Source organism: Hymenobacter psychrophilus, assembly GCF_900107135.1.
GTDB classification, from domain to species: domain Bacteria; phylum Bacteroidota; class Bacteroidia; order Cytophagales; family Hymenobacteraceae; genus Hymenobacter; species Hymenobacter psychrophilus.
This window is the reverse complement of sequence record NZ_FNOV01000005.1, coordinates 298285-322912: the sequence shown is the minus strand read 5'-3', so window position 1 is coordinate 322912 and position 24628 is coordinate 298285. Positions and strand designations below refer to the sequence as shown.

Sequence of the window (24628 nt, the reverse complement as noted above, 5' to 3'; positions counted from 1 at the left end):
GGTAAGTTACCGTCTGATGTTACGGTATGCCGGAGAAAGCAAAAGCCTCCCCCAATACGCTGGGGGAGGCTTTTAGAAGTGGTAAGGTAACGTTCAGGGCTAAGCCGGCAGCTAATAGCTGTCAGCCAGAAACATGGATTACGACGAGAACGAGGAGCCGCAGCCGCAGGTGCTTTTGGCCTGGGGGTTGCTGAAGATGAAGCCGCGGGCGTTTAGGCCGTCCTGGAAGTCAACCTCCATGCCCAGCACGTACATGGCGTGTTTTTTATCCATGATGAGCAGCACCCCGTCAAGGTCGAAGGTTTCGTCCTGCTCCTTGGGCTTGTCGAAGCCCAGTAGGTAGCTCATGCCCGAGCAGCCGCCGCCCTGCACGCCCACACGCAGGCCATACTCGCCGGGTACGGCCTTTTCAATGAGAATATTGCGAACCTCCTCCAGCGCGCGGGGGGTGAGGCTGATAGGAGCAAGTTTGGTAGAGACGGCCGTTGCCATAGTAAGTTCGGTTTGAAGTAGGGGGCAAAGATACAACGCCAGCGGTAGCCGGGGCCCGGCCCCGTCAACGGCAGCCCGGCACACTACATGGTGGGCCGGCGGCGTTTGAGGCTACAACAACGGCTTGGCCCCGGCGGTTCACGCCCTATCTTTACCCCCGCAACAAGCCGCCCCCAGTACCGTTCAAAGGCGCTTGTTCTTCTACTTACCCGCCCGCATGGACACTACTGCGTATATTTTCGACCTGCTCAAAATCATTCTGCCGGCCCTTATTGTGGCCGGCGCCATTTACTTCCTGTTTCAGCAGTTTCTGGAGCGCGAGCAGCAGCGGCGCCTGATTGAGATGCGCCTGGAGGCCAGCAAAACCACGTTGCCGCTGCGCCTGCAGGCTCTGGAGCGCGTTACGCTGCTACTCGAACGCCTCAGTCCCCAGAACCTGCTGATACGCATAAGCAGCGCCAACCTCTCGGCCGCCGACTACCACCGGCTGCTGCTCCAGGAAATCAGGGCCGAGGTGGAGCACAACCTCAGCCAGCAGCTCTATATGCAGCCCGAAACCTGGGCGGCGGTGCGGCAGGCCCAGAACAGCGTCAGCAACCTCATCAGCAGCCAGTTTCAGAAGTTGGCCAACCCCATCGAGGCCCGCGGCCCCGAGCTGGCCCGCCGCATCCTCGAAATGCTGATGACCGACGAGCTGCCCGACCCCACCGCCGCCGCCATTATGGCCGTGAAGCGCGAGGCTGTAGCTATGTTTTAAATGAGGGGACTTATAGGACTAAAAAATCATGTCATTCTGAGCGGAGCGAAGAATCTCGCGTGCCATAGTAACCCTGATAGCAGGAATTACTATGGCACGCGAGATTCTTCGCTCCGCTCAGAATGACATGATTTTCCCCTTTACACACCTACCGCCACCGTCTCAATGGCGCGGCGGTAGCAGGCTTCGTAGAGGGGCACCACGGTATCGAGCGCGAAGGTTTCGGCGCGGGCGTGGGCGGCGGCTTTGAAACGGGGCAGGTTTTCGTCGGCCAGCACGTAGAGGGCGTTTTTCACCATATCGGCCACGTCGCCAACGTTGCTGACCATGCCCGTGACGCCGTGCTCGTTGAGCTCGGGAATGCCGCCGGCGTTGGTGCTGATAACCGGCACCTCGCAGGCCATGGCCTCCAGGGCCGCCAAGCCGAAGCTTTCCTTCTCGGAAGGCATCAGGAACAAATCAGCAATGCTGAGCACCTCCTCCACGGCTTCGAGCTTGCCCAGAAACCGGATGTCCTGGCACAGGCCAATGTCGCGGCAGAGCTTTTCGATACGCGGGCGGTCGGGCCCGTCGCCGACCAGCAGCAGCTTGGCAGGCATTTGGGCGCGCACGCCGGCAAAAATGTGTACCACGTCATCCACCCGCTTCACCGAGCGGAAGTTGCTGGTGTGCACCAGCAGCTTTTCGCCCTCGGGGGCAATGGCGGCCTTGAAATGGTTTTTGGCCTGCTTCTGAAAGCGCTCCAGATTGATGAAGTTCGGAATGACCTCAATTTCCTTCTCGATGGCGAAGTACTCGTAGGTTTCGCGTCGCAAATCGGCCGACACGGCCGTCACACCGTCGCTCTGGTTGATACTGAAGGTAACGACGGGCTCGTAGCTGGCATCCTTGCCTACCAGCGTGATATCGGTGCCGTGCAGGGTAGTAACCACCGGAATGCGGATGCCACGGGTGAGCAGAATCTGCTTGGCCATGAACGCGGCCGAGGCGTGCGGAATGGCATAGTGCACGTGCAGCACGTCGAGCTTCTCGTTCTGGGCAATATCGACCATCTTACTAGCCAGGGCCAGCTCGTAGGGCGGAAACTGGAACAGCGGGTAGGGCGGAATATAGACTTCGTGGTAGAACAGGTTCTCGTTGAAGAAATCCAGGCGCACCGGCTGGCTGTAGGTGATGAAGTGGACGCGGTGTCCGCGCTGCGCCAGGGCTTTACCCAACTCGGTGGCCACGACGCCCGAGCCGCCGAAAGTGGGATAACAAACGATACCGATGTTCATGGGGAAGAGGGCAAGGGAGGCGTAATGCTACGCAAAGGACTAAAAAAACCGGCGGCGAGTTGCTCCCAGTTGGAACGTCTCACCGCCGGTCGCGGAATCAAAGAAACGGAAAAGCCGGGCAACAGATCATGTTTTTTGCAGGGCTTTGTAAATCACATCGTGGATGCGGGTGCGGATGTTGTACTGCACCAACTTCTTATTGCCGGCGTCGGGGTACACGCGGTTAGAAAGAAAGATGTAGAGGATTTTGTTTTCTGGGTCCATCCAGACGCAGGTGCCGGTGAAGCCGGTGTGGCCAAAGGTGCTGGCCGGCGAGAGGTTGCTGGTAGGGCCCTCGGGCTTGCTTGGGTCGCCCCGGTCCCAGCCTAAGCCGCGGCGACTGCCGGCTTCGGTGCCGCGGGCAAACTCAGTTACTATAGGCGTCTGGAAGAAGCGCTGCCCGCCGTAGCGGCCGTTCTGCAGGTTCATCTGCATGAGCACGGCCAGGTCGTTGGCGTTGGCAAACAGGCCGGCGTGCCCGCCCACGCCGCCTACCAGGGCCGCAGCTTGGTCGTGCACGCTGCCCTGCAACAGGCTGCGGCGGTAGAACGTGTCGTTTTCGGTAGGCGCGATGCACGACTTCGGAAACTTGTCGAGCGGGTTGTAGAGCATGGTGTTCAGGCCCAGCGGACGGTAGAACTGCCGGGCCAGAAATTGCTCGATGGGTTGGTTGAGCAGCTTTTCGGCCAGCCGCTTCATCACCATAAAACTCAGGTCGGAATACTCGACCGGGTATTTGCCCTTCACCTTGGGCAGTAGCGCCGACTCCTGAATCCAGCCCCACACCGTATCGTCGGAGGTGCTGGCGCTGAAAATAGTGGGCGTTACCTCGCGCGAGAACTGGGGCGACTCGGTGCTGGCGTAGAACTCGGGCTTGAGGCCGGTGCCGGTGATGGTACGCTCCCAGGTGGGGATGCCGGGCTTGAGGCCGGCGTGGTGCATGAGCACCTCGCGCACCGTCATGTCCTTTTTATTGGTCGATTTCAGCTCGGTCAGGTAGCTGGAAACCTTTTCGTCGAGGTTGAGGCGGCCTTCATCCTTGAGCCACATAATGGCCTGCAGCGTACCGGCTACTTTGGTTACCGAGGCCAGGTCGTAGAGCGTACCGTTGTTAACGGCCTGGGTTTTATCGTAGGTGTAGAAGCCGTAGCTTTTGTCGAATACCACCATGCCGTCTTTGGCCACCAGCACCTGGCAGCCGGGGGCGGCGGCGTAGGCCACGGCCTCGAGGGCCACGTTATCAATCTGGGCTAGAATGCGGGAGTCGAGGCCCACTTCTTCGGGCGTGCCGTAGCGCAGGCGGCGAAAATCGGGCGTGGGCAGGCCCTGGCCGGCTTTCAGGTTTTCCGATACCGTAACCGGCAGGCGGCCCCGGGCCGGCAGCGCCCCGAACAGCACCTGCGGTACCACCAGTTGCGAGGCGTAATTGTCTTCGTAGCTGCAAACCAGGTTGCGGCTGGTTTCCACGTTTTTAAGGGCGTAGGCGTTGCCCAGCATCACCACCACCGTTTTCAGGCGCGGGTTGGCCTGCAGCGTTTTCAGAAACTTCAGTGCCCCGTCGCCGAGCCCATAATTATGGGTGGGCGTGTTGTTCATGTTGTGCAGGCTTACCACCACTACGTTGTAGGGCGCCAGCTGCCGGCTGATGCGGTTGAAGGTAGAGTCGGGGGCGTAGCGGTTGGGCACCGAGTACACCGGCCCACTCTGGTACTTGTTCATGGTCTGCCGGTAGACGTCGGCTTCCGAACCAATGGTAATGGAGGCAATCCGCAGCGTATCGAGGCGCTGGAAGGGCAGAATATCGTCGTCGTTCTTAACTACCGTTACGGCATGCTCGTAAATCTGCTGCTGCACCATGCGGCTCAGGGGCCGGTTCAGGTTCTGCATCAGATGCGGCACATCGATGGGACGGTAACGGTTGAGGCCGGCCCAGAACTTGGCGCGCAGCATTTTGCGGACCCGCGAATCCACATCGGCCTGCGCGATTTTACCTTCTGCAATAGCCTCCTTTATCTTCTGCACGGCCATCGGCACATCCTCCGAAAACAGCAGCACGTCGTTGCCGGCCAGCAAAGCCAGTGCGTCCAGCTCGCCGCCCTTATACAGGTTCGACACGCTCTTCATGTTGAGCGCGTCGGTGAACACCAGTCCCCGGAAGCCCATTTTTTCCTTGAGCAGCCCGGTTACTAGGTTGGGCGAGATAGTGGCCGAAAGCGTGCGACTCGTATCGAGCAGCGGCACGTAGAGGTGGCCCACCATCACGCCCATCACGCCCTCATCAATGGCCTTGCGGAAGGGGTAAAGGTCGACGTTGATGAGCCGGGCCAGGTCGGAATTGATAACCGGCAGGGCCACGTGCGAGTCCACGTCGGTGTCGCCGTGGCCGGGAAAATGTTTGACGACGGCCATTACGCCGTGGTCCTGCAGCCCGCGGATGTAGCGCACCCCGCGGGTGGCTACCTGCTCCTTGTCTTCGCCGAACGAGCGGTTGCCGATAACCGGGTTGCTGGGGTTGGAGTTGACGTCGATAACGGGCGAGAAGCTCACGTGCACGCCCAGCGTTTTGAGGTTGAGCGCAATTTCGCGGCCCATCTGGTACACGTACTCGTCGTCGTCCATGGCGCCCAGGGTCATGCCCTTGGCGAAGTGCAGGCTCGAATCGAGACGCATATCGAGGCCCCATTCGGCATCCATGGCAATGAGCAGAGGCACCTTGGAGGCGGCCTGGTAGCGGTTGGTCAGGCTGGCCTGCCGGCGCGGACCGCCCTGCAGAAACATCAGCCCGCCAATGCCATAGTTCTTCACCAGAAACTCGGTGTACTGAACGTGCTTACGGTCTTTGTTGGAGTAGGCAGCCACCATAAACAGCTGGCCCAGGCGCTGTTCGGGCGTGAGGCCCGTGAACACGCTATCAACCCACTGCTGCTCGGCGGCAGTCATCGGCCGGCCCATATCGGCCGGCGGCGGGGCGGAGGAGGAAACAAACAGGCCGGTGAGGGCCAGGACCAGCAAAAAAAGCCCAATCCTAAATTCTTTGCGCATCGGCCCCGGTGATTCTGACTAAATTGGTACTAGCGGATGACGAGCCGAAAAAAAGTAATTTTGCTCCTTCAACCAAGGTCTGGACAGTAGTTGGCCGCCTGTTACGCAACCGCTACCGCCTTTACAACCCGGCCGCTCACCCCGCCCAACGCCGAAGCTAGCCGATTGGTGTCGGCGCGGCCTGCCAAAGTTGGCTACAAACTTACGGAGAAATTCCCGACGCCGGTTGTTATCAGGCCGATAGAATCAAAATGACAACTGTAAAAAGAAGGAAAAAAACGTGTCATGCTGAGCGTGGCGGAGCGCAGCCGAAGCATCTCTGCCACCTTGTTGAAGCTGATGGGGTTGGCATGGTGGTGGAGATGCTCCGACTATGCGTACGCCAGATGAGGCAAGACGTTTCTTCTACCTGACAGTTCCCAACTCCTCGCTTCTCCCCGACAAAATGCCCGATATTATTCAACTGCTGCCCGAGTACCTGGCCAACCAGATTGCGGCCGGCGAAGTGGTGCAGCGCCCGGCTTCGGCCGTGAAGGAGCTGCTCGAAAATGCCGTGGACGCCGGCGCTACCCAGGTGCAGCTTATTGTGAAGGACGCCGGTAAGCAGCTGGTGCAGGTAGTAGACAACGGCGCCGGCATGAGCCCCACCGATGCCCGCATGAGCCTGGAGCGCCACGCCACGAGTAAAATCCGCACCACCGACGACCTGTTCCGCATCCGGACGCTGGGGTTCCGGGGGGAGGCGCTGGCTTCCATTGCCGCTGTGGCCCAGGTGGAGCTGCGCACCAAAACCCGCGACCAGGACACCGGCACGCTGCTGCTGGTGGAAGGCTCGCAGATTACGAGCCAGCAGCCCGTGGCCTGCCCCGACGGCACGAGCATCAGCATGAAAAACCTGTTTTTCAATGTGCCGGCCCGCCGCAACTTCCTCAAAAGCAACGCCGTGGAGATGCGGCATATTCTGGACGAGTTTCAGCACGTGGCGCTGGCGAATCCGCAGATTGCGTTTTCGCTGTTTCAGAATGATTTGGAGGTGTTCAACCTGCCGGCCGGCAAGCTCGGCCAGCGCATTGTGGCCCTGCTGGGCAACGGCTACAAAGAGCAGCTGGCGCAGGTAGAGGAAGAAACGCCGTTTCTGACAGTGCGCGGCTTTATCGGCAAGCCCGAATCGGCCAAGAAAAGCCGGGGCGACCAGTTCTTCTTTGTCAACAACCGCTTCATCCGCTCGGCCTACCTTAATCATGCGGTGCTCACGGCTTACGAAGGCCTGCTGCCCAAGGACACCCACCCGTTCTACGTGCTGTTTCTGGACCTCGATCCGAAGAGCATCGATATCAACGTGCATCCCACCAAGACCGAAATCAAGTTTGAGGACGAGAAAACGGTGTACGCCATTGTTCGTTCGGCCCTGAAGCAGAGCCTGGGCCTGCACAACATGGCGCCTTCGCTCGATTTTGCGGGCGACGTGAATTTCGGCGCCATCCGGCCGCTGCAGCGCTCGGGCAGCGAGAAAAACCCCTTCGACGACGGCCCCGGCAGTGGCCGCCCTGATGCGCTGGCCGCCGCCGCCAGTGCCGCCAACCAGCTGGCCAACCCGCGTTCTGCGAGCCGTAGCAGCAGCGCCAGCGCCTTCGAGCGGCCCCTCACGCCCCGGCCCACCGAGCAGGCCAAGCAGGAGCTGGAAGATTTTTACCGCAGCCTGAGCCGTGTGAACCTGCCCGACGTGGAGCACGAGGCCACTGCCGCCGGCGTGGCCGTGCCCAAGGTGCCCGTGACCCCGCTGCCGGCCGCTGCCCCCGCTGCCACCCCGCCCGCCGCCGCCGAAACCGTGGACCCCGAAACCGGCGAAGTGCTGCCCGCCAGGCCGCCCGAAAATGCCTTGGAAGATCAGGAAACCGCTTCGCAGCAGGTAGCCATCCTGCCCGGTACGGCCGCGGCGCCCGAGCTGCCGCTGCGCGAGTCGAGCACCGGGCCGGGCAACAAGGTGCTGCAGCTGCACCAGCAGTATTTGCTGGTGCCCGTGAAATCGGGCGTGATGCTGATTGACCAGGTGGCGGCCCGCGAGCGAATCCTGTTCGAGCAGTACGCCCAGGCCCTGGAGCGCGACGTGAGTGCTTCCCAGACGCTGCTGTTCCCGCGCACCATCACCTTCACGCCCCAGGATTTTGCCATTCTGCGCGAGGTGGAGGACGCGCTGCGGGCCCTGGGTTTCCGCTTCACCGATTTCGGCCGGAACACCATTGCCGTGGAAGGCATTCCGGCCGATGTGCCGGCCCGCGACGAAAAGGAGTTGCTGGAGGGCCTGATTGAGCAGTTCCGCACCGGCGGCTCTATGAAGCTCGACCGGCGCGAGCAGATGGCCCGGGCCCTGGCCCGCCGGGTGGCGGCCAGCGCCGCCGGGGCCCGCCTCTCGGAGCGCGAAATGACGACCATCGTCGACAAGCTCTTCGCCTGCACCGTGCCCAACTACACCCCCGACGGCCGCCGCACCATCGTGATGCTGGAGCTGGGCCAGCTGCGCGAGCTGTTTGGATAAGGAAGATACGATAAAGGGGTACGCTTGTCATCCTGAGCGGAGCGAAGGACCCTATCCCGTCGGCGTAACGTATCAACGGCTCATACCGGTGGGATAAGGTCCTTCGCTCTGCTCAGGATGACAGACGTTTTCCAACCAATAAACTTTCCAACTTGCACTTCCTTACACCTACTCACTAGCTCCTGATCTATGTTTCAACTCACGCCGACGGTTCGCAACCTGCTCATCGCCAACGTGGTATTTTTTCTGCTAGCCAACGCCCTGCCGGGTGGACTAGGCTTATTGGCGCTGTATCCGGTTGGTTCCGAGTTCTTTCAGCCCTGGCAGTTCCTGACATACATGTTCATGCATGCCGGCATCGGGCATATTTTTTCCAACATGTTTGGCCTGATGGTGTTCGGGCCGCTGCTGGAGCAGCGTTGGGGCGGGCAACGATTTCTCGTTTTCTGGCTTATCTGCGGGCTGGGGTCGGGCATGCTTTACTCGGGCCTGCGCTACTACGAGCTGAATAAAATGCGCCACGACATCGAAGTCTTCCAGCAGGACCCGTCGGACGTGCATTTGCAGGACTTCGTGGAGAACCACGCCAAGGAGTACGAGCCCGCCTTTGCGCCGGTGGTGCGCCAGCTGCACGCCACACCCGACAACTCCGGTTTGGTACAAAGTGCGCTGAACTCGATGCAGGACCTGTACAACCGCAGCCTTAACGGGCCGATGGTGGGAGCGTCGGGGGCGCTGTTCGGAGTGCTGTTCGCCTTCGCCTACCTGTTTCCGAACACCACGCTCTTTATTTTCCCGCTGCCTGTACCCATCAAGGCCAAATACCTGGTGCCGCTCTACGGCCTCTACGAGCTGTACAGCGGTATTCACCAGGCCCCCGGCGACAATGTGGCTCACTTCGCCCATGTGGCCGGCCTGTTGGTAGGCTTCGTGCTGGTGATGCTCTGGGAACGGAACCGCACCCAATTCTATTAGTTGTTTGTTTTTATTGCTCGTGGCTGGACAGCAACAGTGGTTGGGCCGGACCTGGAAACGAGCACCGAAAAACGAATAACGAGCAACGAAAAACGAACTCCTGATGAGTGTTATCCATGATATCCGCACCGCGTTCAGCCGCCGCGACAACGCGCTCAACCAGCTGCTACTTATCAATGTGCTGGTGTTCGTGTTCCTGGTGCTCACCGAGGCCATTATGCGCCTCACCGGCACCTACGCGCAGTATTACCCCAACCTCATCCGCCAGTTCCAACTGCCCTCCGACCTGCCCGGGCTGCTGCGCCACCCCTGGACGGTGCTCACCTACGCCTTCACCCACGAAGGTTTTCTGCACATCCTGTTCAACCTGATAAACCTGTACTGGTTCGGGGCCCTGGTGCGCGAGTACCTCGGCGACCGGCGCCTGGTGAGCGTGTACATTCTGGGGGCGCTGGCCGGGGCGCTGTTTTTCGTGCTTTCCTATAACCTGATTCCGGCGCTCCGGCCGGCCCTCGGCATTCCGCTGCTGGGTGCTTCGGCGGGCGTTACGGCCATTATTATGGCCGCTGCCACGCTCATGCCCGAGTACCAGTTCAACCTGATCTTGCTCGGGCCGGTGCGCATCAAGTACATTGCCGCCGTCGTGATTGTGTTGTCGGTGCTGGCCATCAACCAAGGCAATCCGGGTGGCGGCATTGCCCACATTGGCGGGGCGCTGCTGGGCTACCTGTTCATCCGGCAGCTGCAGGCCGGCCGCGACCTGGGCCGGCCGGTGCAGGCCGTAGGCGACTGGGTAGGGCGGGTGTTTTCGGGCCGCTCCAACCTCCGCGTTACGCACCGCAGCCCCGCCGCGGCGCCCGTGGCTTCCTCCACCGGGTCGTCGGCCACCGCCAGCCGCAAGGCCAGCGCCAGCCACCCCGGCGAAGACGAAATCGACCTCATCCTCGACAAAATTTCTCACTCCGGCTACGAGAGCCTTTCCAAGGAAGAAAAGCAGAAGCTGTTCAAGGCCAGCCAACAATAAATCACCGATGTTGCAGACGGTATAGATAGCACATATCCGTTCTGGAGGTTGATTTGAGCTGATTGGTTGCTGTTTTACTGATTTTCGGGGCTGGTGGAAGGGTAAGCATTTTAAGCGTTTAGTTGAAAACGATTTCAACCGGCCCACACTGCCCTGCCAATGCAAACGGCCGCCCTGCATCGTGCAGGGCGGCCGTTTGGCTTTGTAAGGATTCTAGAACGAAAGCTAATAGCTATAAGCTCTCAGCTAACAGCTCCAAAAAAGCTATCCATTCATCTTGTCCAGTGCTTCCATTACCTCCTTCACGTGGCCGCGGGAGGTTTCGAGCAGGGCTTTCTCGTCGTCGTTGAGCTGGAGCTCGATAACCTTCTCGATGCCGTTTTTGCCCAGGATGACGGGTGCACCGAGGTATACGCCGTCCATGCCGTACTCGCCTTCGAGCTTCACGCACACGGGGAACACGCGGCGCTGGTCGCGCACAATGGCTTCCACCATCTGGGCCGCGGCCGCACCGGGAGCGTACCAGGCCGAGGTGCCCATCAGTTTCACCAGTTCGCCGCCGCCTACGGCCGTGCGCTGCACGATGGCGTCAAGAGCCTCTTTGCCGATGAGCTCGGTTACGGGAATGCCGCCCACGGTGGTGTAGCGGGGCAGGGGCACCATGGTGTCGCCGTGGCCACCCATGAGCACTGCCTGAATGTCTTTGGGGCTCACGTTGAGGGCCTCAGCGAGGAAGGCGCGGTAGCGGGCCGTGTCGAGGATGCCGGCCATGCCGAATACCTTGGTGCGGTCGAGGCCGGAGGTGAGGTGGGCCTGGTAGGTCATCACGTCGAGCGGGTTGCTAACGATGATGATGATGGCGTTGGGCGAGTGCTTCACCACCTGCTCGGTCACCGATTTCACGATGCCGGCGTTGGTCGAAATCAGGTCGTCGCGGCTCATGCCGGGCTTGCGAGGCAGGCCCGAGGTAATCACCACCACTTCTGAGCCAGCTGTGCGGCTGTAGTCGTTGGTTACGCCCACGGTGCGCGAGTCGTAGCCGATAATGGGGGCTTTCTGCCAGATATCGAGGGCTTTGCCTTCGGCGAAGCCTTCCTTAATGTCAACCAGAACAATCTCGTTGGCAATTTCGCGGGTGGCCAGTACATCGGCGCAGGTCGCGCCTACATTGCCAGCTCCAACTACGGTAACTTTCATTGAGCGGTGGAATTTGGGTGTGAATATGGGGATGCGCGTAAAGTTACGGCGTAGAGTTTAGAAGTTAGCACAGCGAAGTGAGAGGTGAACGAACTGTCATGTTGAGCGCAGCGGTGCGCAGTCGAAGCATCTCTACCGCTTCGTTGTAGCCGACAGGGTTAGCACTGCGGTAGAGATGCTTCGACTACGCTCCGCTTCGCTCAGAATGACGGTGCTTTTGTTGCTCGGTTCCCGTACCGTCTCTCACCTCTCACCTCTCACCTCTCACCTCTCACCTCTAATTCCCAAGCTCAAAACGACGCCCGCACCGACACCAGGGCCTGCCGGGGGCGGAGGCGGTAGTCGTTCTGCACCAGAATGAAGCTGCTGAAGTAGGTAGTCTGGTAGCGGCGGGTGTCGAGCAGGTTGGTGGCTTTCAGCTCCACGTCGATTTTGCGGGCCGTGGGCAGGGTGTGGCGGTAGGTCGCATCGGCAAATACGTTTTGCACGGCCGGTCCCAGGCCCTGGCTGCGGTAGTAATCGGTGGCCAGCTGCAGCAGGTGCCGCTCGGCCGGGTACCACGACAGGGCCAGGTGCTGCTGCTGCTGGCTGGTGCCGGGGCCGTAGCCGTCGGCCTCGGGGCCCACCCGGCCGCGCAGGGCCGTGAGAGTACCCGTGTATTCCAGGTTGCCCCAATCAAAGGCGCTGAGGTTGGCCTTGAGGACCGCCGTGCCGTTCTGGTTGCGGGCCGTGGTGAGCTGGCCGTTGAGCAGCAGCGGCTGGCGGCTGAGCCCGGCGTTGAGCTGTAAGCCCAAGCTCAGCTTCCAGTCGCTGACAAACTTGCTGGCGCTGGCCGAAACCGACTGGTTCTGGCCCCTGTTGAAGTCGGCCACGGCCACCGTGGTCTGGGTGCCATCGGGGCGCACCCGGGTTTGGGCGAGCTGGTTGCGGGCCGAGGTGCTGAAGCTGTAGCTGGCGCGGTAGAACCAGGCGGTGAGCGGGTTTTCGTACACCAGCCCGCCGTTTAGGCTCCAGCTGCGGGTTTGGGTGAGCGGGGCGGCATTGCGCTCCAGGGTGCGGTAGTCGCGCAGCAGGTAGCCGTAGGCCAACTGCTCGGGGCCGGCCAGCTCGTTGCGGAAGCCCGCCCCGGCCGTGGCGTGCCACAGCCCGCTCAGCTCGTAGCGGCCCGATAGCCGGGGCTCGGGCGTGAGGTAGCGCCGCTGCTGGCGGGCCCCCAGGGGGGCATCGGTGGCCGAAAAGGTGCGGTAGCTCAGCGGGGCTTCCAGCTCCAGGTGCCAGCGGTCGGTTTTGTAGTCGATGCCGGCCTGGGCGTAGTAACGGCCCTGAGTAGCCCGCAGACGGTTGCGCAGCGTGTCGGCCCCCGCGGGCGCGGGGCCGGCCAGTAGCGGCGTAAGCTCCGAGCTTAGGCGCTGAGTTTGCAGGCTGAACCCGGCCGAGTAGGTGTAGTGCCAGTGCTGGCGGCCCGTGATGTAGGCCACCGAGTTGGCCGTGTAGAAGCTTTCGGCGCGGGCCTGCTGGCGGGCTTGGTCGTAGGAGGCGAGCCCGCCGGGGGCCAGCAGGGCCGGCAGCGGGCCCGGACTCACGCTCAGCTGCTGCGGCGTGGCCGCGAGGGTGAGCACCGAATTCACCTGCACCACCCGCTGGCCCCCGGCGGGCCGCACCAGCCCCAGCCGGTTCGAGAGGGTGTAGTAGGGGTTGGTGGCCCGCTGCGTTACGGTGGCCGTTTCGGCGGGGCCGTTGCGGGCAAGCAGGCCGTCCTGGGCCTCCCAGCTGCCGGCCGCGCTGAGCGTGTTTTTGAGGTAGTAGCGCTGCACGTTGCGCACGTAGGCCAGGTCGGTAGTGAACTGGTTGATGTAGCGGGTGTTGTCCTTGGTTTCGAGCAGCGTAACGGGCGGGCCGTCGGGCAGCGTGAAGCGGGTGCGGGTGCTGCCGGTGTAGGTCTGGCGGTCGTGCAGGAACGAGGCATTTATGCGCAGCTGGGCCTCCTTACTGAAGGGCAGCAGGTGGTTGGCGCTCAGCAGGTGGGCCCGGTTGAATAGGTAGCGGCTGGTGGCCAGGGGCGGGGCCCCCAGGCCCTGGATGCCGGTGAGGTCGGGCTTGAAGCCGCCCGGCTCCCGCAGCCGCTGGAAGTCGCCGAGGCCCAGCGGCTTCAGCTCGGCGGCTACGTCCTGGCCGGTGTTGTTGGTCTGGTAGGAGTCGAGCAGCTGCTGGCGGGGCGTGAAGAGCATGGGCGTGAGGTTGGCGTTCCACAGCGCCGGGGTGCCGCCCGCCCCCAGCCGGCCCTGGCCGGTGGCGGTTACCTTGTTCTTGAGCTGCAGATTGAGGGAGGCCTGTTCGGTGGGCTGCACGCCCCGCAGGGCCTTCACGGGCTGGTGGCGCTTGAACACCTGCACATCCTGCACGGCATCGGCGGGTAGGTTGCTGCTAGCCAGGTTGTAGCGGCTTTCCAGCAGGTCGGCCCCGTTGATGTAGAACTTCTGGATGGGCCGGCCCTCGTAGAGAATGCGCCCGTCGGCCTCGACCTCCACGCCGGGCAGCTTGCGCAGCACGTCGGCAATCACGCGGTCCTTTTTGTCGGTGAAAGCTGACACGCGGTAGCTGAGCGTGTCACCCTCGCGGCGGATGGGCGGGGCCTTGATGGTGACCTCCTTGAGCGGCGTCAGGCTCACGGCCAGCGTCAGGCGCAGGCTCTGGCTGCGGTTGGCCAGCCGCCGCACCTGCTCGCTAAAGCCCAGGGCGCGGGCGCTGAGCACGAGCGAGTCGCCGGCCCAGCGCACCTGCAGCGTGAAGCGCCCGGTTTCATCGGTGGTCGTCACGGCCGTCAGCTCGGAGTTGCTGGGGCTTTGCAGCTCAACGAGGGCTCCAGGTAGCGCCTGCTTTTGCTCCGTGAGCAGTTGGCCCGTAAGCGTGGTTTGGGCCAGGACTGTGTAAACGGGTAACAGGATGGATAATAGGATAAGGTGACATCGCTTGAACATCTATAGAATGTTTAATAATTTTCTTGGCTTGTCAGCCGAGCGCTAGGCTCATTTGAGTTCTATTGGGTTATTCTTTTTTAGCTGTTTTTTCTTATAATTTTCTATCAATTGGCGCGCTACTTCAGGAGGGTTTCCGTTATTTGCTACTTTTATTACACCTTGGAGATAATAGGCACTATTTGCTTCATTAAAAGCAACTTGATTAGTTTTAATAGCATTTAAAGGAACCTTTATTACTTCTTGATAAGTAACCTTTTTTAACTCGTTTAATAAAAAATGATAGTCATCATCAGTATCATATATTTCAATAATCAGGCCTGGCAGACCCATAAATTTGTATGGCCCATCTGATATTGGAATAGCTTTAGTAAACCATCCTACCCATTTTCTTCCTGCAAAATTCGTAGTAGCTTTTTGACAATTATAATTATTAATTTTTTTATACATGTCAGTAATCACCCAATTTATTTTATCATTATTCTGTTCTATATTGTAAGATTTTGTAATTATTTTGTCATAATAATATATATTTTTGTTATGATAATTCTTATAAATCTTGTATTTAAAATTAGTTTTAAGATATGGCATAATCGCGTTCATAGAAGATTGATTGACAAGAGGCTGGTCAAGCACTTGGCTTCCAATTATTGAATCAGCCTTGTATGAATACATGCTTTCAAATGATGATATATTTTTTCCAATAGTAAGAATCATTCTTTCATTCTTTCTTTCATTACTTAGGGAATCTGGTTGATAAGAAAGGTTATAGATACCAATCAGGATAGGTTTCTCAGGTTCAAAAATTTTAGATTGTGCTAATATATAATTAGGCAAAATCAAGAGGAAAAAGAATAAGTGAGCAGCTTTCATAATTAGTTGAATTTGATGTTATATGATTAAAAAAAAGGCACTCAACCTAAAAGATAAGTTGAGTGCCTTTAAAATCAAGGTATATTAACTAACAGTATGTAGCTGTTAGAAAGGCACCATATTCAACAGCTCCGCCAAAAGTGAGACAACATACATATTCCTGATGACCACATACATCGAAAAGCATATTAAACAAAGGTTTTTTAACCAATGCTTCATTATGTTCTGCAAGGAGGCTATCTTGTTGAACAATTAATACTTGCTCAACGGGTTGTTTCACCATTTTCTCTATCTGCGCTTTGCCATCAGCAGCCATACTGCCAAACGATACGCCACACACGAATGTGGCCAATAATACAAGCTTTTTCATGATAAATGGGTTTTGGTGGATGAATGAACTAAAACTAAGGGGGGGGGGGCGACAAAAGCAAACCCTTGCTCACAAATTTTCTACAATAACAAAATTATATACTTCAAAGGTTTAGCTTCACATCCGGCGCACCAGCAGCACCCGTTCCGTCTCCTCCGTCACTTTAAACCGCTCGTCGGGGCGGTGGCCGACAACCCAGGCAATTTTGCCGTCGGCGGTGGCCAGCACCCACACGCTGTCTTTGAGGTTGAGTGGCACTTTCTGGTCGATGAGGAAGTCGGAAAGCAGCTTTTTGCCCTTCATGCCGATGGGCATAAACCAGTCGCCCTCCTGCCAGGGGCGCACTGTGAGCGGGAAGCGCAGCTTGTCGGCGTCGAGGGCGGCCAGGGCCTTGCCGCGGGGCGGCTCGTAGCCGGTGGGCACTTCAAGCAGCTCGGTGCGCAGGTGCAGCCCGTCAATTTTGAGTGCCTCCTGGCCCGCCTGGAGCTGGTGGGTGCCGAACTGCGCCAGCCGCCGCGGGGTAATGACGAGCTGCTCCCGGTCCTTCACCAGCAGGTGCGTCGGCGACTCGAAGCGGCGGCCCGGCTCGGCCCCAAAGCTTCGCACGATGTCCTTGACCACCGGGTAGGCGAAGCCGAAGGGCCGCAGCAGCTCGTGCAGCACCAGGGCCGTGGCGGCGGTTTTCTGCAGCAGCCGGATATCGAGGTAGGTGGCTTCGGGTTCGGTGCGCTGGGCCTGGGCGGCGGTGTCGGCCACGTAGCGGCGCACGATTTCCTCGGCCCCGCCCACCCGCTCGGCCGTGGTGCTCATGGTGTGGTCGAGGTTGGGGTTGATGTCGCGCAGCACCGGCAGCACCTCCAGGCGCAGGCGGTTGCGCTGGTACACCGGCGAGTCGTTGCTGGCATCCTCACGCCACACGAGGCGGTTTTCCACCACGTAGTCGAACAAATCGGGCTTGCTCACGGCCAGCAAAGGCCGCACGAGGTGGCCGGTTCTGGCCCGGATGCCGTGCAAACCCGCCAGGCCAGTGCCGTGGGTGAGGTTGAGCAGCATGGTTTCGGCCGCGTCGCGCTGGTGGTGGGCGGTGGCAATGGCGGCGTAGCCCTGCTGCTGGCGTACCCGCTCGAACCACTCGTAGCGCAATGCCCGGGCCGCCATCTGGGTTGAAATGCCTTCCTGGTCGGCAAATTTTTTGGTCTGGAAAAACTCGACGAAGTAGGGCACTTTGTACTGCTGGGCCAGCTTGCGCACGAACTCCTCGTCGGCGTCGGCCTCCTCGCCGCGCAGCCCGAAGTGGCAGTGGGCCACGGCAAACGGCTGCTCCAGCCGGTGCAGCACGTCGGCCAGCACCACCGAATCGAGGCCGCCACTGACGGCTACCAGCAGGGTATCGGTGGAGGAGAAGAGGGTGTATTCTTGAATGTAGGCTTGAATCTGGTCGAGCATGGAAGCGGTAGCCAAGGCTAGAAACTAGTCCCCCTCCTTGGAAAGGAGGGGTTAGAGGTGGTTGATGGTAGCAGAACGACTCTGGTGGATTAGGATTGGGTAGTCGTTCTGACGAATCAACCACCCCTAGCCCCTCCTTTCCAAGGAGGGGAACTAGCTTTCTAGCCTTGGCTTTAAAATTCTCTCTTCCCGTCTAATCGTACTATTCCACAAAGAAACGCGTTAGCAGCACCTCTTCCGTACCTTTGCGCCGAAATGTCGCTTTCCAAGTCTGTTTTTCTTGTTTTACTGCTGGCACTGCCGCTGCTGGGGTGGTCGCAGGCAAAGCCTGCTGCCAAGCCCGGTAGCGGCCAGCCGATTGAGCTGCTGACCGCCAACTCGCTGGAGGGTGGTAGTTTTAATGGTGTCGAAATTCGCAAGCTGCTGGGCAACGTGAGCCTGCGCCAGGGCACCACGCTGCTCTACGCCGACTCGATGTACCAGTATCTGGAGCGCAACGCCATCGAGGCGTTCAGCAATGTGCGCATTATCCAGAACGACACCATCACGATAACCGGCAACCGCGGCACCTACGACGGCGACACCCGCAAGGCCCGCATAACGGGCAACGTAACGCTGCGCGATCCGCGCATGACCCTCACCACCCAGCTGCTCGACTACGACCTGGCCAACAACCTGGCCTATTACAGCACCGGCGGCCATCTGCAGGACCCCAAAAACACGCTCGACAGCCAGTTCGGCTACTACAACACCGTCAGCAAAGTATTCAGCTTCAAGCGCAATGTGAAGCTGGTAACGCCCGAAAACGTTATCACGACCGATACGCTGCAGTATAACACCGTTAGCAAAGTGGCCTACTTCTTCGGCCCTACGCGCATTACGGGCAAAGACAAAAACCTGTACGCCGAAAACGGCACCTACAACACCATCACCAAAGAGGCCAACTTTGGCAGGAACGCCAAAATTGAAACACCCGAATACCTGCTCGGCGGCGACAAGCTGTTCTACAACGAGCTGACTGCCTATGGCGTGGCGACGGGCCGGGTGTCGATGATTTCCAAGAAGGACAACCTGGAAATACGGGGCGACGTGGGGCGCTACTGGCGGGCCCAGGGCCGCGCTAAAGTGTACGGTAGCCGGCCCGTGATGCGCAACATTTCGGGCAAAGACACGCTCTACCTCACGGCCGATACGCTGGTCAGCATTGAGGGTAAGCCGCCGCTTAATAAGGGTGCCGTGATTTACGCCTATAAAAAGGCGCGCATCTTTCGCGCCGATTTACAGGGCCGGGCCGACTCGCTCACCTACGACCGGCAGGACTCCGTCATCTACCTCAGCCACGATCCGGTGCTGTGGACCAAGAAAAACCAGCTGACGGCCGACTCGATGGAAATCCGGCAGCGCCGGGGTAAAATCGACCAGATGCGGCTCTATGGCCACGCTTTCAGCATCGGGCTCGACACGATTGGCAACTACAACCAAGTGAAGGGCCGCACCATGGTAGCCTACTTCGGGGAGAAGTCGATAAAAAAAATTGACGTGGTTGGCAACGCCGAGAGCCTCTACTATGCTCTTGAGGGCGACACGGCCGTATCGGGCGTCAACAAGTCGCTCTCGGCTACCATGGCCCTGCGCTTTGCCGACGACGAGCTGCAAACCATCAGTTTTATTACCAACCCCGAAGCCAAGTTCATCCCGCCCAATGAGCTGAATCCCGAGGAAGCCCGGCTCAAGGACTTCCGGTGGCGACCCGACGACCGGCCCACCCGCCGCCAGACGCTGGGCAAGCACTTTGCCTTGGCCCTGGCCAAACCGAAAAAGAAGCCCGTTCCGGTCCGCAAGTCGCCGGTCAAATCCAAGGGTAAAGCGCCGGCCAGGAAATAAGCCCGACGGTTCTGGTTTACCAGGGCTGAAGCTCTGGGCTAGTCAGGTTTTCGGCTCGGCTCCGTAGCCCAGGGCTTCAGCCCTGGGAATCTGGAACGGCCGGCTAACTACTACCAACTACTAATTTGTACCTTTGCGCCCTTATGCTGTCATTCCGTCCTGCTTTCTTTGTTCTGCTGCTGAGCGCCACGCTTCTCAGTTCCTGCTCCGGCTATCAGAAGCTGCTCAAGAGCACCGATGTGAACAAAAAGTATGAAGCTGCCATCCAGTACTACGAGAAGGAGGATTTCTTCAAGGCCGGCACGCTGCTGGAGGAACTGATTCCGCTGCTCAAGGGTCGTCCGGAGGCCGAGAAGGCGCAGTTCTACTTCGCCAACACCAACTACCGCCAGCGCAACTACACGCTGAGTGCCTACTACTTTAAAACCTTCCACGACACCTATCCTAACTCGGAGTATGCCCAGGAGGCTTATTTCATGCAGGCTAAGTCGTTGTTCAAAGATTCGCCGGAGTTTCAGCTCGACCAGACCAATACTTACACGGCGCTGGAGGTAATTCAGGAATTTCTGAATCGGTATCCCGAAAGCAAGTTCCGGCCCGAAGTGGAAAGCATGTCGCAGGAGCTGCAGAAGAAGCTGGAGAACAAGGCCTTTCTGTCGGCCAAGCTCTACTACGATCTGCGCTACTACCAGTCGGCCGTTACGGCTTTCACCAACTTCCAGCAGCAGTACCCGGCCTCGGCCTACGGCGAGCAGGCGGCTTTCCTGAAGCTCAATGCCCAGTTCGATCTGGCCACCGAATCGGTAGCCGAAAAGCAATTGGAACGCTATAACGAAACCCTGGCGTTTTACCAGAGCTTCATCGATACCTTTCCGCAGAGCAAACAGCTGAAAGACGCCGAAAAAATGTACGACAATGCCCGCGCGGCTGCCGACAAGCTGAAAGTGGCCAATACGGCCGCCGCCAAGTAAGGCTTTCCGCGCGCGGTTTCACTTAAGAACCCCGAACATTCATCATATGAAGACGCCCAACAACATCTCCGCCTCCATCGTCACCCGCAACATGTCGGATTTCACCCCCGAAACCGGCAATGTGTACGAGAGCATCGCTATTATTTCGAAGCGAGCCAACCAGCTGTCAATCAACCTGAAAGAGGAGCTCAACGGGAAGCTGGCCGAGTTTGCCACTACCGTCGATAACCTGGAGGAAGTGTTTGAAAACCGCGAGCAAATCGAGATTTCCAAGCACTACGAGCGTCTGCCCAAGCCTACCAACCTCGCCATCGAGGAGTTTCTGGAAGGCAAGGTGTATTTCAGCACGCCCGAGCAGGAAGCCGAGAAGAACGCGTAGCTTGGCTTTCCCAGCCAGCCGCAGCCTCCCTGCCATCCGGACGAATCCGGGTGGCGGGGAGGCTTTGGTGTGTAAGGTGAATGCGTACTACGCCGCCAGCCGAACTCAACTTTAACCCCGAGGCAGAATCATGCTTCGCCCAACTTCGCGTATGTCGCTACAGAGCCGGAAAATTCTGCTGGGTGTGAGTGGTAGCATTGCCGCCTACAAAGCCGCGCCACTGGTGCGCCTGCTGGTGAAAGCGGGAAGCGAAGTGCGCGTGGTGCTGACACCGGCCGCCACCGCCTTTGTTACGCCGCTCACACTGGCCACGCTTTCCAAAAACCCGGTATTGCAGGGTTTCCTGAAGGATGAGCGGGCCGGCGAATGGCACAACCACGTCGAGCTGGGCCTGTGGGCCGATGCGCTGGTGGTAGCCCCGGCCTCGGCCAACACCCTGGCACACTTGGCTGGCGGCCTCTGCGACACGCTGCTTGACGCCGTGTATCTCTCGGCCCGCTGCCCCGTGTTTGTGGCCCCGGCCATGGACCTGGATATGTACCGGCACCCGGCCACGCAGGCCAACCTGGCGCGCCTGCGCAGCTACGGCAACACGGTATGGGAGTCGCCGGCCGGCGAGCTGGCCAGCGGCCTGAGCGGCCCCGGCCGCATGCTGGAGCCCGAGGATATCGTGCGGGAACTAGAGCGGGAATTCAACCAGAAAAATTAAGAAATGCGCGTTCTGATAACGGCTGGTCCGACTTACGAACCCCTGGACCCGGTGCGGTTTCTGGGCAACCATAGCACCGGGAAAATGGGTTACGCGCTGGCCGAGGCCTTCGCCGCGGCTGGGGCCGAGGTGGCCCTCATCAGTGGGCCCACCAACCTGCCCGACCCGGCTTCCCCGCACATTCTGACCACTAGGGTGCAGACGGCCGCCGAGATGTATGCGGCCGCCACCGACGCCGCCCGGCTGGCCGACGTATGGGTGTTTGCCGCCGCCGTGGCCGACTACCGCCCGGCCGAAGTGGCCACCCAGAAAATCAAGAAAAGCGGCGAGCGGCTGACGCTGGAGCTGGTGAAAAACGTGGATATTGCCTTCGAGCTCGGAAAAACCAAGCGGCCCGAACAATTTTCGGTAGGCTTTGCGTTGGAAACAGAGAACGAGCAGGCCCACGCGCTGGGCAAGCTCGAGCGTAAGAATTTCGACCTGATTGTGCTCAACTCACTGCGCGATGCCGGGGCCGGTTTCCGCCACGATACGAATCGGGTAACTTTACTCGAAGCCGGGGGCCGCGTAACGGCGTTCGAGCTGAAATCTAAAACCGATGTCGCCCTCGATATTGCGGGCGTTGTGCTCGACCGTTTAGCCGCCCGCCATGCGTAAGTTTTCGTTGCTGTTTGTGCTGTCGTTGCTGGTGTTGCTGTGCCCCGCCCGGGCCCAGGAGCTGCAGGTGCAGGTATCCGTTTCGACCGAAAACGTAACGATTTCGGACCCGCAGCTGGTGCAGCAGTTGCGCAACGACATCCAGAATTTTCTCAACAGCCGGGCCTTCACCAACCGGGCGTACCGGCCTGAGGAGCGCATCCGCTGCCGGCTGTTCGTGGGAATCACCGAAATTCCGCAAAACGGCACCTATCGGGCCACGGTGCGCATTGTGAGCAGCCGGCCGGTGTACGGCACCGGCTACGACAGCAACGTGCTGAGTTTCGCTGACCGGGGCTGGCTGTTCAATTACTCGCCCCAAAACCCGCTTGAATACTCCGAAAACACGTTTGTCGGCAACCTTTCGTCGCTGCTGTCTTTTTATGCCTACCTGATGATTGGCTTGGACCAGGACAGCTTCGCGCCCCTGAGCGGCGGCCCGTATTACGACCGGGCCCGGCAGATTCTGACCAACGCGGCCTCCCAGAACATCACCAACGAGTCGGACCCCGGCTGGAAGGACGAGAGCAGCAACAACCGCTACTGGCTGCTCAACAACCTGCAGGACCCCCAGTTGCAGGCCTTCCGCAGCGGCATGTACGCCTACTACCGCCAGGGACTCGATATCTTCATCACCCAGCCCGAGGAGGCCCGCACCAACATGTACAAGGCGCTGCAGGAGGTGCAGAAAGCCGTGCAGCGCCGACCCGGTACGCTGTTCGCGCGGTCGTTTTTCCAGACCAAGGCCGATGAGATTTCCAACGTCTTCCGTACCAGCCCCGACCAGCAGCAGAAAATCGACCTCGTGACGCTGCTCACCGAAACTGACCCCACCAACTCCTCGAAGTACGAAACGATTCTGCGCCAGCCGTAATTTTGTTAGCTGTTAGCTGTTAGCTGTTAGCTGTTAGCTGTTAGCTGTTAGCTGTTAGTGCGGTAGGGGTGGAGCTTGTCTCCGCCTTTATATCTTTATAGCGAATTACTTCGCAACCCGAACTAGACACAAACGAAAAGTTTGCGCGCAAAAGCCACCGCAAGAGGCCGTGATGGCCTCTGGTATTGCTCTTTGCGAAAATAACTGGCATTTGACTAACCGAACTAGTAGCTTTGCTAAAGCTGCTAGCCCTGGCCGTATGATACGGGGCCGTAGCTGCACTTTTAGTAGCCACGGCCGGCGCTCCGGCCCTCACGCTTTTTCGGTATGCTGGTTGATTTACGAATTCAGAATTACGCCCTGATTGAAAAGCTGGAGATGAAACCTTCGGCCCTGCTCAACATCATTACCGGCGAAACGGGCGCCGGCAAGTCCATTATGCTGGGCGCCATCGGGCTGCTGCTCGGCAACCGCGCCGACTCGCGCATGCTCTTCGATACGGCCAAAAAGTGCGTGATTGAGGGGCACTTCGATATCAGCAGCTACCAGCTCCACGATATTTTCGAAGCGGAGGATGTGGACTACGACCAGCAGTGCATTCTGCGGCGCGAGCTGAGCCCTAATGGCAAGAGCCGGGCCTTCGTGAACGATACGCCCGTGACGCTGGAAACCCTACGCCACATCGGGGCCAACCTCATGGACATCCATTCGCAGCACGATACGCTGCTGCTCGGGGATGCCGTGTTTCAGCTGAATCTGCTGGATTTGTACGCCCATCTGGTGCCCACCCGCACCCAGTACAGCAACGCGTTCCGCCAGTACCGCAAGCTCGAAACCGACCTGCAGGCCCTGGAGGGCCAAGTGGCCCAGGCCAACAAGGAACTCGACTACCACAGTTTTCTGCTGAACGAGCTGGAAGAAGCCAGTCTCGACAATGAGCGCCAAGACGAACTGGAGCAGGAAGTAAAGGAACTGGAGCACGCCGAGGAAATCAAGTACAAACTCACCCACGCCCTGCAGAGCCTGAGCGACGGCGAATACTGCGCCACCGGCGCGCTGAAAGATGCAGCCGTACTACTGGGCCAGATTGCGCCCTACTCGGAGCCCGTAAAAGACCTGCGCCACCGCCTCGACAGCTGCCTGATTGAGCTGCGCGACATCACCGACGAAATTGAGCAGGTAGAGCGCCGCACCGAGGGCGACCCAGCCCGCATTGATGAGCTGCAGAGCCGCTTAAACGTGCTCTACAGCCTGCAGCGCAAGCACCAGGTGCGCGACGTGGTGGACCTATTGGCCGTGCGCGCCGACCTGCGCGACAAGGTCAGTTCGGTCTTCAACCTCGACAAGCAGATCAGCCGCCTGCGCCGCGATGTGGAAGCCACCCTGGCCACCGTGCAGAAGCAGGCCCTGCGCCTCTCGGAGGCCCGCCGCAAGACGTTTCCGAAGTTCGAGAAGGAGCTGGCCGCGCTGCTCACCGACCTGGGTATGCCACACGCCCGCATCGTAGTCGGCCACGAGGCCGGGGCCCCCGCCGTTAGTGGGATTGATGTGGTGAGCATCCTGTTCACGGCCAATAAAGGGGCCGAGCCCCAGACGCTGAGCAAGGCTGCCTCGGGCGGCGAGTTCTCGCGCCTCATGCTGTGCATCAAGTATATGCTGGCCGACAAAACGGCCCTGCCAACGATAGTGTTCGACGAAATAGACACCGGTATCAGCGGCGAAATTGCCCTGAAAGTAGGCCGTATGATGCAGCAGATGGCCAAGAAGCACCAGCTTATTGCCATCAGCCACCTGCCCCAGATGGCTGCCGCCGGCGACGCCCACTATTTTGTGTACAAGGAAGACCGCGCCGACCGCACCGTGAGCCGCATCCGCCAACTCAGCCAGGACGAGCGCATCCATGAAATTGCCCAGATGATTTCCGGTGCCAACCCCACCCTGCACGCCACCCAAAGCGCCCGCGAGTTGCTGGCCCTGCGCGGCGTGGAAATGGCGGGGTAGGACGGGAGCTGGGGTGAAAGAGCTGTTATGCTGAGCGAAGGCGCCTGAAGCCAGTGTCGGAGCGGAGGCGAGGCGTTGCTGCTATGGTGGTGAATCCAACACCAGGATTAC

19 protein-coding genes are annotated in these 24628 nt (G+C 59.5%); 11 read left to right on the top strand and 8 right to left on the bottom strand.

All coding sequences use genetic code 11. The features are described 5' to 3' along the window. Positions 1-138 precede the first annotated feature (138 nt). On the bottom strand, positions 139-492 hold the full coding sequence (locus tag BLW21_RS09805; protein WP_092739458.1) for a HesB/IscA family protein: 354 nt from the start codon (positions 490-492) through the stop codon (positions 139-141). A 217-nt stretch (positions 493-709) separates the two neighbouring features. On the opposite strand from BLW21_RS09805, the gene BLW21_RS09800 reads away from it, so the two are divergent. Then, positions 710-1249 (top strand): DUF7935 family protein, encoded by a 540-nt coding sequence (locus tag BLW21_RS09800; protein WP_092739456.1) that lies wholly within the window; start codon positions 710-712, stop codon positions 1247-1249. Between the two features lie 140 nt (positions 1250-1389). Here BLW21_RS09800 and bshA read toward each other — a convergent pair whose 3' ends face one another. Further along, positions 1390-2526, bottom strand: a complete 1137-nt coding sequence (gene bshA / locus BLW21_RS09795; RefSeq protein WP_092739454.1) for an N-acetyl-alpha-D-glucosaminyl L-malate synthase BshA — start codon at positions 2524-2526, stop codon at positions 1390-1392. A 126-nt stretch (positions 2527-2652) separates the two neighbouring features. Further along, positions 2653-5577 carry a serine hydrolase domain-containing protein gene (locus BLW21_RS09790; protein ID WP_245711863.1) on the bottom strand — a complete coding sequence of 975 codons (2925 nt, stop codon included), beginning with the start codon at positions 5575-5577 and terminating at the stop codon, positions 2653-2655. Between the two features lie 475 nt (positions 5578-6052). Between BLW21_RS09790 and mutL the strand changes: the two genes are divergently transcribed. The 3 genes from mutL (at position 6053) to BLW21_RS09775 (ending at position 10142) form a co-directional block, all read left to right on the top strand. Beyond that, on the top strand, positions 6053-8143 hold the full coding sequence (mutL, locus tag BLW21_RS09785; protein ID WP_092739450.1) for a DNA mismatch repair endonuclease MutL: 2091 nt from the start codon (positions 6053-6055) through the stop codon (positions 8141-8143). A gap of 189 nt (positions 8144-8332) precedes the next feature. After that, entirely contained in the window at positions 8333-9118 is a 786-nt protein-coding gene (locus BLW21_RS09780) for a rhomboid family intramembrane serine protease (protein ID WP_092739448.1), read from the top strand. Positions 9119-9221: 103 nt separating this feature from the next. Continuing rightward, complete coding sequence (locus tag BLW21_RS09775) at positions 9222-10142, top strand: rhomboid family intramembrane serine protease (RefSeq protein WP_092739446.1); 921 nt, start codon at positions 9222-9224, stop codon at positions 10140-10142. A 264-nt stretch (positions 10143-10406) separates the two neighbouring features. Here BLW21_RS09775 and mdh read toward each other — a convergent pair whose 3' ends face one another. The 5 genes from mdh to tilS form a co-directional block, all read right to left on the bottom strand. Continuing rightward, on the bottom strand, positions 10407-11339 hold the full coding sequence (gene mdh, locus BLW21_RS09770; RefSeq protein ID WP_092739444.1) for a malate dehydrogenase: 933 nt from the start codon (positions 11337-11339) through the stop codon (positions 10407-10409). Between the two features lie 290 nt (positions 11340-11629). Beyond that, positions 11630-14317, bottom strand: coding sequence for a TonB-dependent receptor (locus tag BLW21_RS09765; protein ID WP_092739442.1), 2688 nt, complete (start codon positions 14315-14317; stop codon positions 11630-11632). A 48-nt stretch (positions 14318-14365) separates the two neighbouring features. Further along, positions 14366-15187, bottom strand: coding sequence for a GLPGLI family protein (locus BLW21_RS09760; RefSeq protein WP_092739440.1), 822 nt, complete (start codon positions 15185-15187; stop codon positions 14366-14368). A gap of 88 nt (positions 15188-15275) precedes the next feature. Beyond that, positions 15276-15557, bottom strand: coding sequence for a hypothetical protein (locus BLW21_RS21140; RefSeq protein WP_139255153.1), 282 nt, complete (start codon positions 15555-15557; stop codon positions 15276-15278). A 117-nt stretch (positions 15558-15674) separates the two neighbouring features. Beyond that, the gene (gene tilS / locus BLW21_RS09755) at positions 15675-17018 is read right to left on the bottom strand and encodes a tRNA lysidine(34) synthetase TilS (protein WP_245711862.1); all 1344 of its coding nucleotides are present in this window, start codon (positions 17016-17018) and stop codon (positions 15675-15677) included. 240 nt (positions 17019-17258) lie between these two features. Between tilS and BLW21_RS09750 the strand changes: the two genes are divergently transcribed. From BLW21_RS09750 to recN, 7 genes are all read left to right on the top strand, one after another. Further along, a complete protein-coding gene (locus tag BLW21_RS09750; protein WP_092739436.1) occupies positions 17259-18887 on the top strand; it encodes an OstA-like protein in 1629 nt (542 codons plus the stop codon). 143 nt (positions 18888-19030) lie between these two features. Beyond that, complete coding sequence (locus BLW21_RS09745; RefSeq protein WP_092739434.1) at positions 19031-19858, top strand: outer membrane protein assembly factor BamD; 828 nt, start codon at positions 19031-19033, stop codon at positions 19856-19858. A gap of 46 nt (positions 19859-19904) precedes the next feature. After that, entirely contained in the window at positions 19905-20237 is a 333-nt protein-coding gene (locus BLW21_RS09740) for a DNA-directed RNA polymerase subunit omega (RefSeq protein WP_092739432.1), read from the top strand. 130 nt (positions 20238-20367) lie between these two features. After that, positions 20368-20946, top strand: a complete 579-nt coding sequence (locus BLW21_RS22050) for a flavoprotein (protein ID WP_317040228.1) — start codon at positions 20368-20370, stop codon at positions 20944-20946. A 3-nt stretch (positions 20947-20949) separates the two neighbouring features. Next, positions 20950-21603, top strand: a complete 654-nt coding sequence (locus BLW21_RS22045) for a phosphopantothenoylcysteine decarboxylase domain-containing protein (RefSeq protein WP_317040227.1) — start codon at positions 20950-20952, stop codon at positions 21601-21603. Further along, entirely contained in the window at positions 21596-22516 is a 921-nt protein-coding gene (gene porD / locus BLW21_RS09730) for a type IX secretion system protein PorD (RefSeq protein ID WP_092739430.1), read from the top strand. The genes BLW21_RS22045 and porD overlap by 8 nt, the downstream gene beginning before the upstream one ends. A 327-nt stretch (positions 22517-22843) precedes the next feature. Beyond that, complete coding sequence (gene recN, locus BLW21_RS09725; RefSeq protein ID WP_092739428.1) at positions 22844-24517, top strand: DNA repair protein RecN; 1674 nt, start codon at positions 22844-22846, stop codon at positions 24515-24517. Positions 24518-24628 lie beyond the last annotated feature (111 nt).

What these genes read in the sequence shown, in the direction of transcription:
- BLW21_RS09805 (WP_092739458.1), bottom strand. Translation starts at nt 492, where the DNA reads ATGGCAACGGCCGTCTCTACCAAACTTGCTCCTATCAGCCTCACCCCC.
- BLW21_RS09800 (WP_092739456.1), top strand. Translation starts at nt 710, where the DNA reads ATGGACACTACTGCGTATATTTTCGACCTGCTCAAAATCATTCTGCCG.
- bshA (WP_092739454.1), bottom strand. Translation starts at nt 2,526, where the DNA reads ATGAACATCGGTATCGTTTGTTATCCCACTTTCGGCGGCTCGGGCGTC.
- mutL (WP_092739450.1), top strand. Translation starts at nt 6,053, where the DNA reads ATGCCCGATATTATTCAACTGCTGCCCGAGTACCTGGCCAACCAGATT.
- BLW21_RS09780 (WP_092739448.1), top strand. Translation starts at nt 8,333, where the DNA reads ATGTTTCAACTCACGCCGACGGTTCGCAACCTGCTCATCGCCAACGTG.
- BLW21_RS09775 (WP_092739446.1), top strand. Translation starts at nt 9,222, where the DNA reads ATGAGTGTTATCCATGATATCCGCACCGCGTTCAGCCGCCGCGACAAC.
- mdh (WP_092739444.1), bottom strand. Translation starts at nt 11,339, where the DNA reads ATGAAAGTTACCGTAGTTGGAGCTGGCAATGTAGGCGCGACCTGCGCC.
- BLW21_RS09765 (WP_092739442.1), bottom strand. Translation starts at nt 14,317, where the DNA reads ATGTTCAAGCGATGTCACCTTATCCTATTATCCATCCTGTTACCCGTT.
- BLW21_RS09760 (WP_092739440.1), bottom strand. Translation starts at nt 15,187, where the DNA reads ATGAAAGCTGCTCACTTATTCTTTTTCCTCTTGATTTTGCCTAATTAT.
- BLW21_RS21140 (WP_139255153.1), bottom strand. Translation starts at nt 15,557, where the DNA reads ATGAAAAAGCTTGTATTATTGGCCACATTCGTGTGTGGCGTATCGTTT.
- BLW21_RS09750 (WP_092739436.1), top strand. Translation starts at nt 17,259, where the DNA reads ATGTCGCTTTCCAAGTCTGTTTTTCTTGTTTTACTGCTGGCACTGCCG.
- BLW21_RS09745 (WP_092739434.1), top strand. Translation starts at nt 19,031, where the DNA reads ATGCTGTCATTCCGTCCTGCTTTCTTTGTTCTGCTGCTGAGCGCCACG.
- BLW21_RS09740 (WP_092739432.1), top strand. Translation starts at nt 19,905, where the DNA reads ATGAAGACGCCCAACAACATCTCCGCCTCCATCGTCACCCGCAACATG.
- BLW21_RS22050 (WP_317040228.1), top strand. Translation starts at nt 20,368, where the DNA reads ATGCTTCGCCCAACTTCGCGTATGTCGCTACAGAGCCGGAAAATTCTG.
- BLW21_RS22045 (WP_317040227.1), top strand. Translation starts at nt 20,950, where the DNA reads ATGCGCGTTCTGATAACGGCTGGTCCGACTTACGAACCCCTGGACCCG.
- porD (WP_092739430.1), top strand. Translation starts at nt 21,596, where the DNA reads ATGCGTAAGTTTTCGTTGCTGTTTGTGCTGTCGTTGCTGGTGTTGCTG.
- recN (WP_092739428.1), top strand. Translation starts at nt 22,844, where the DNA reads ATGCTGGTTGATTTACGAATTCAGAATTACGCCCTGATTGAAAAGCTG.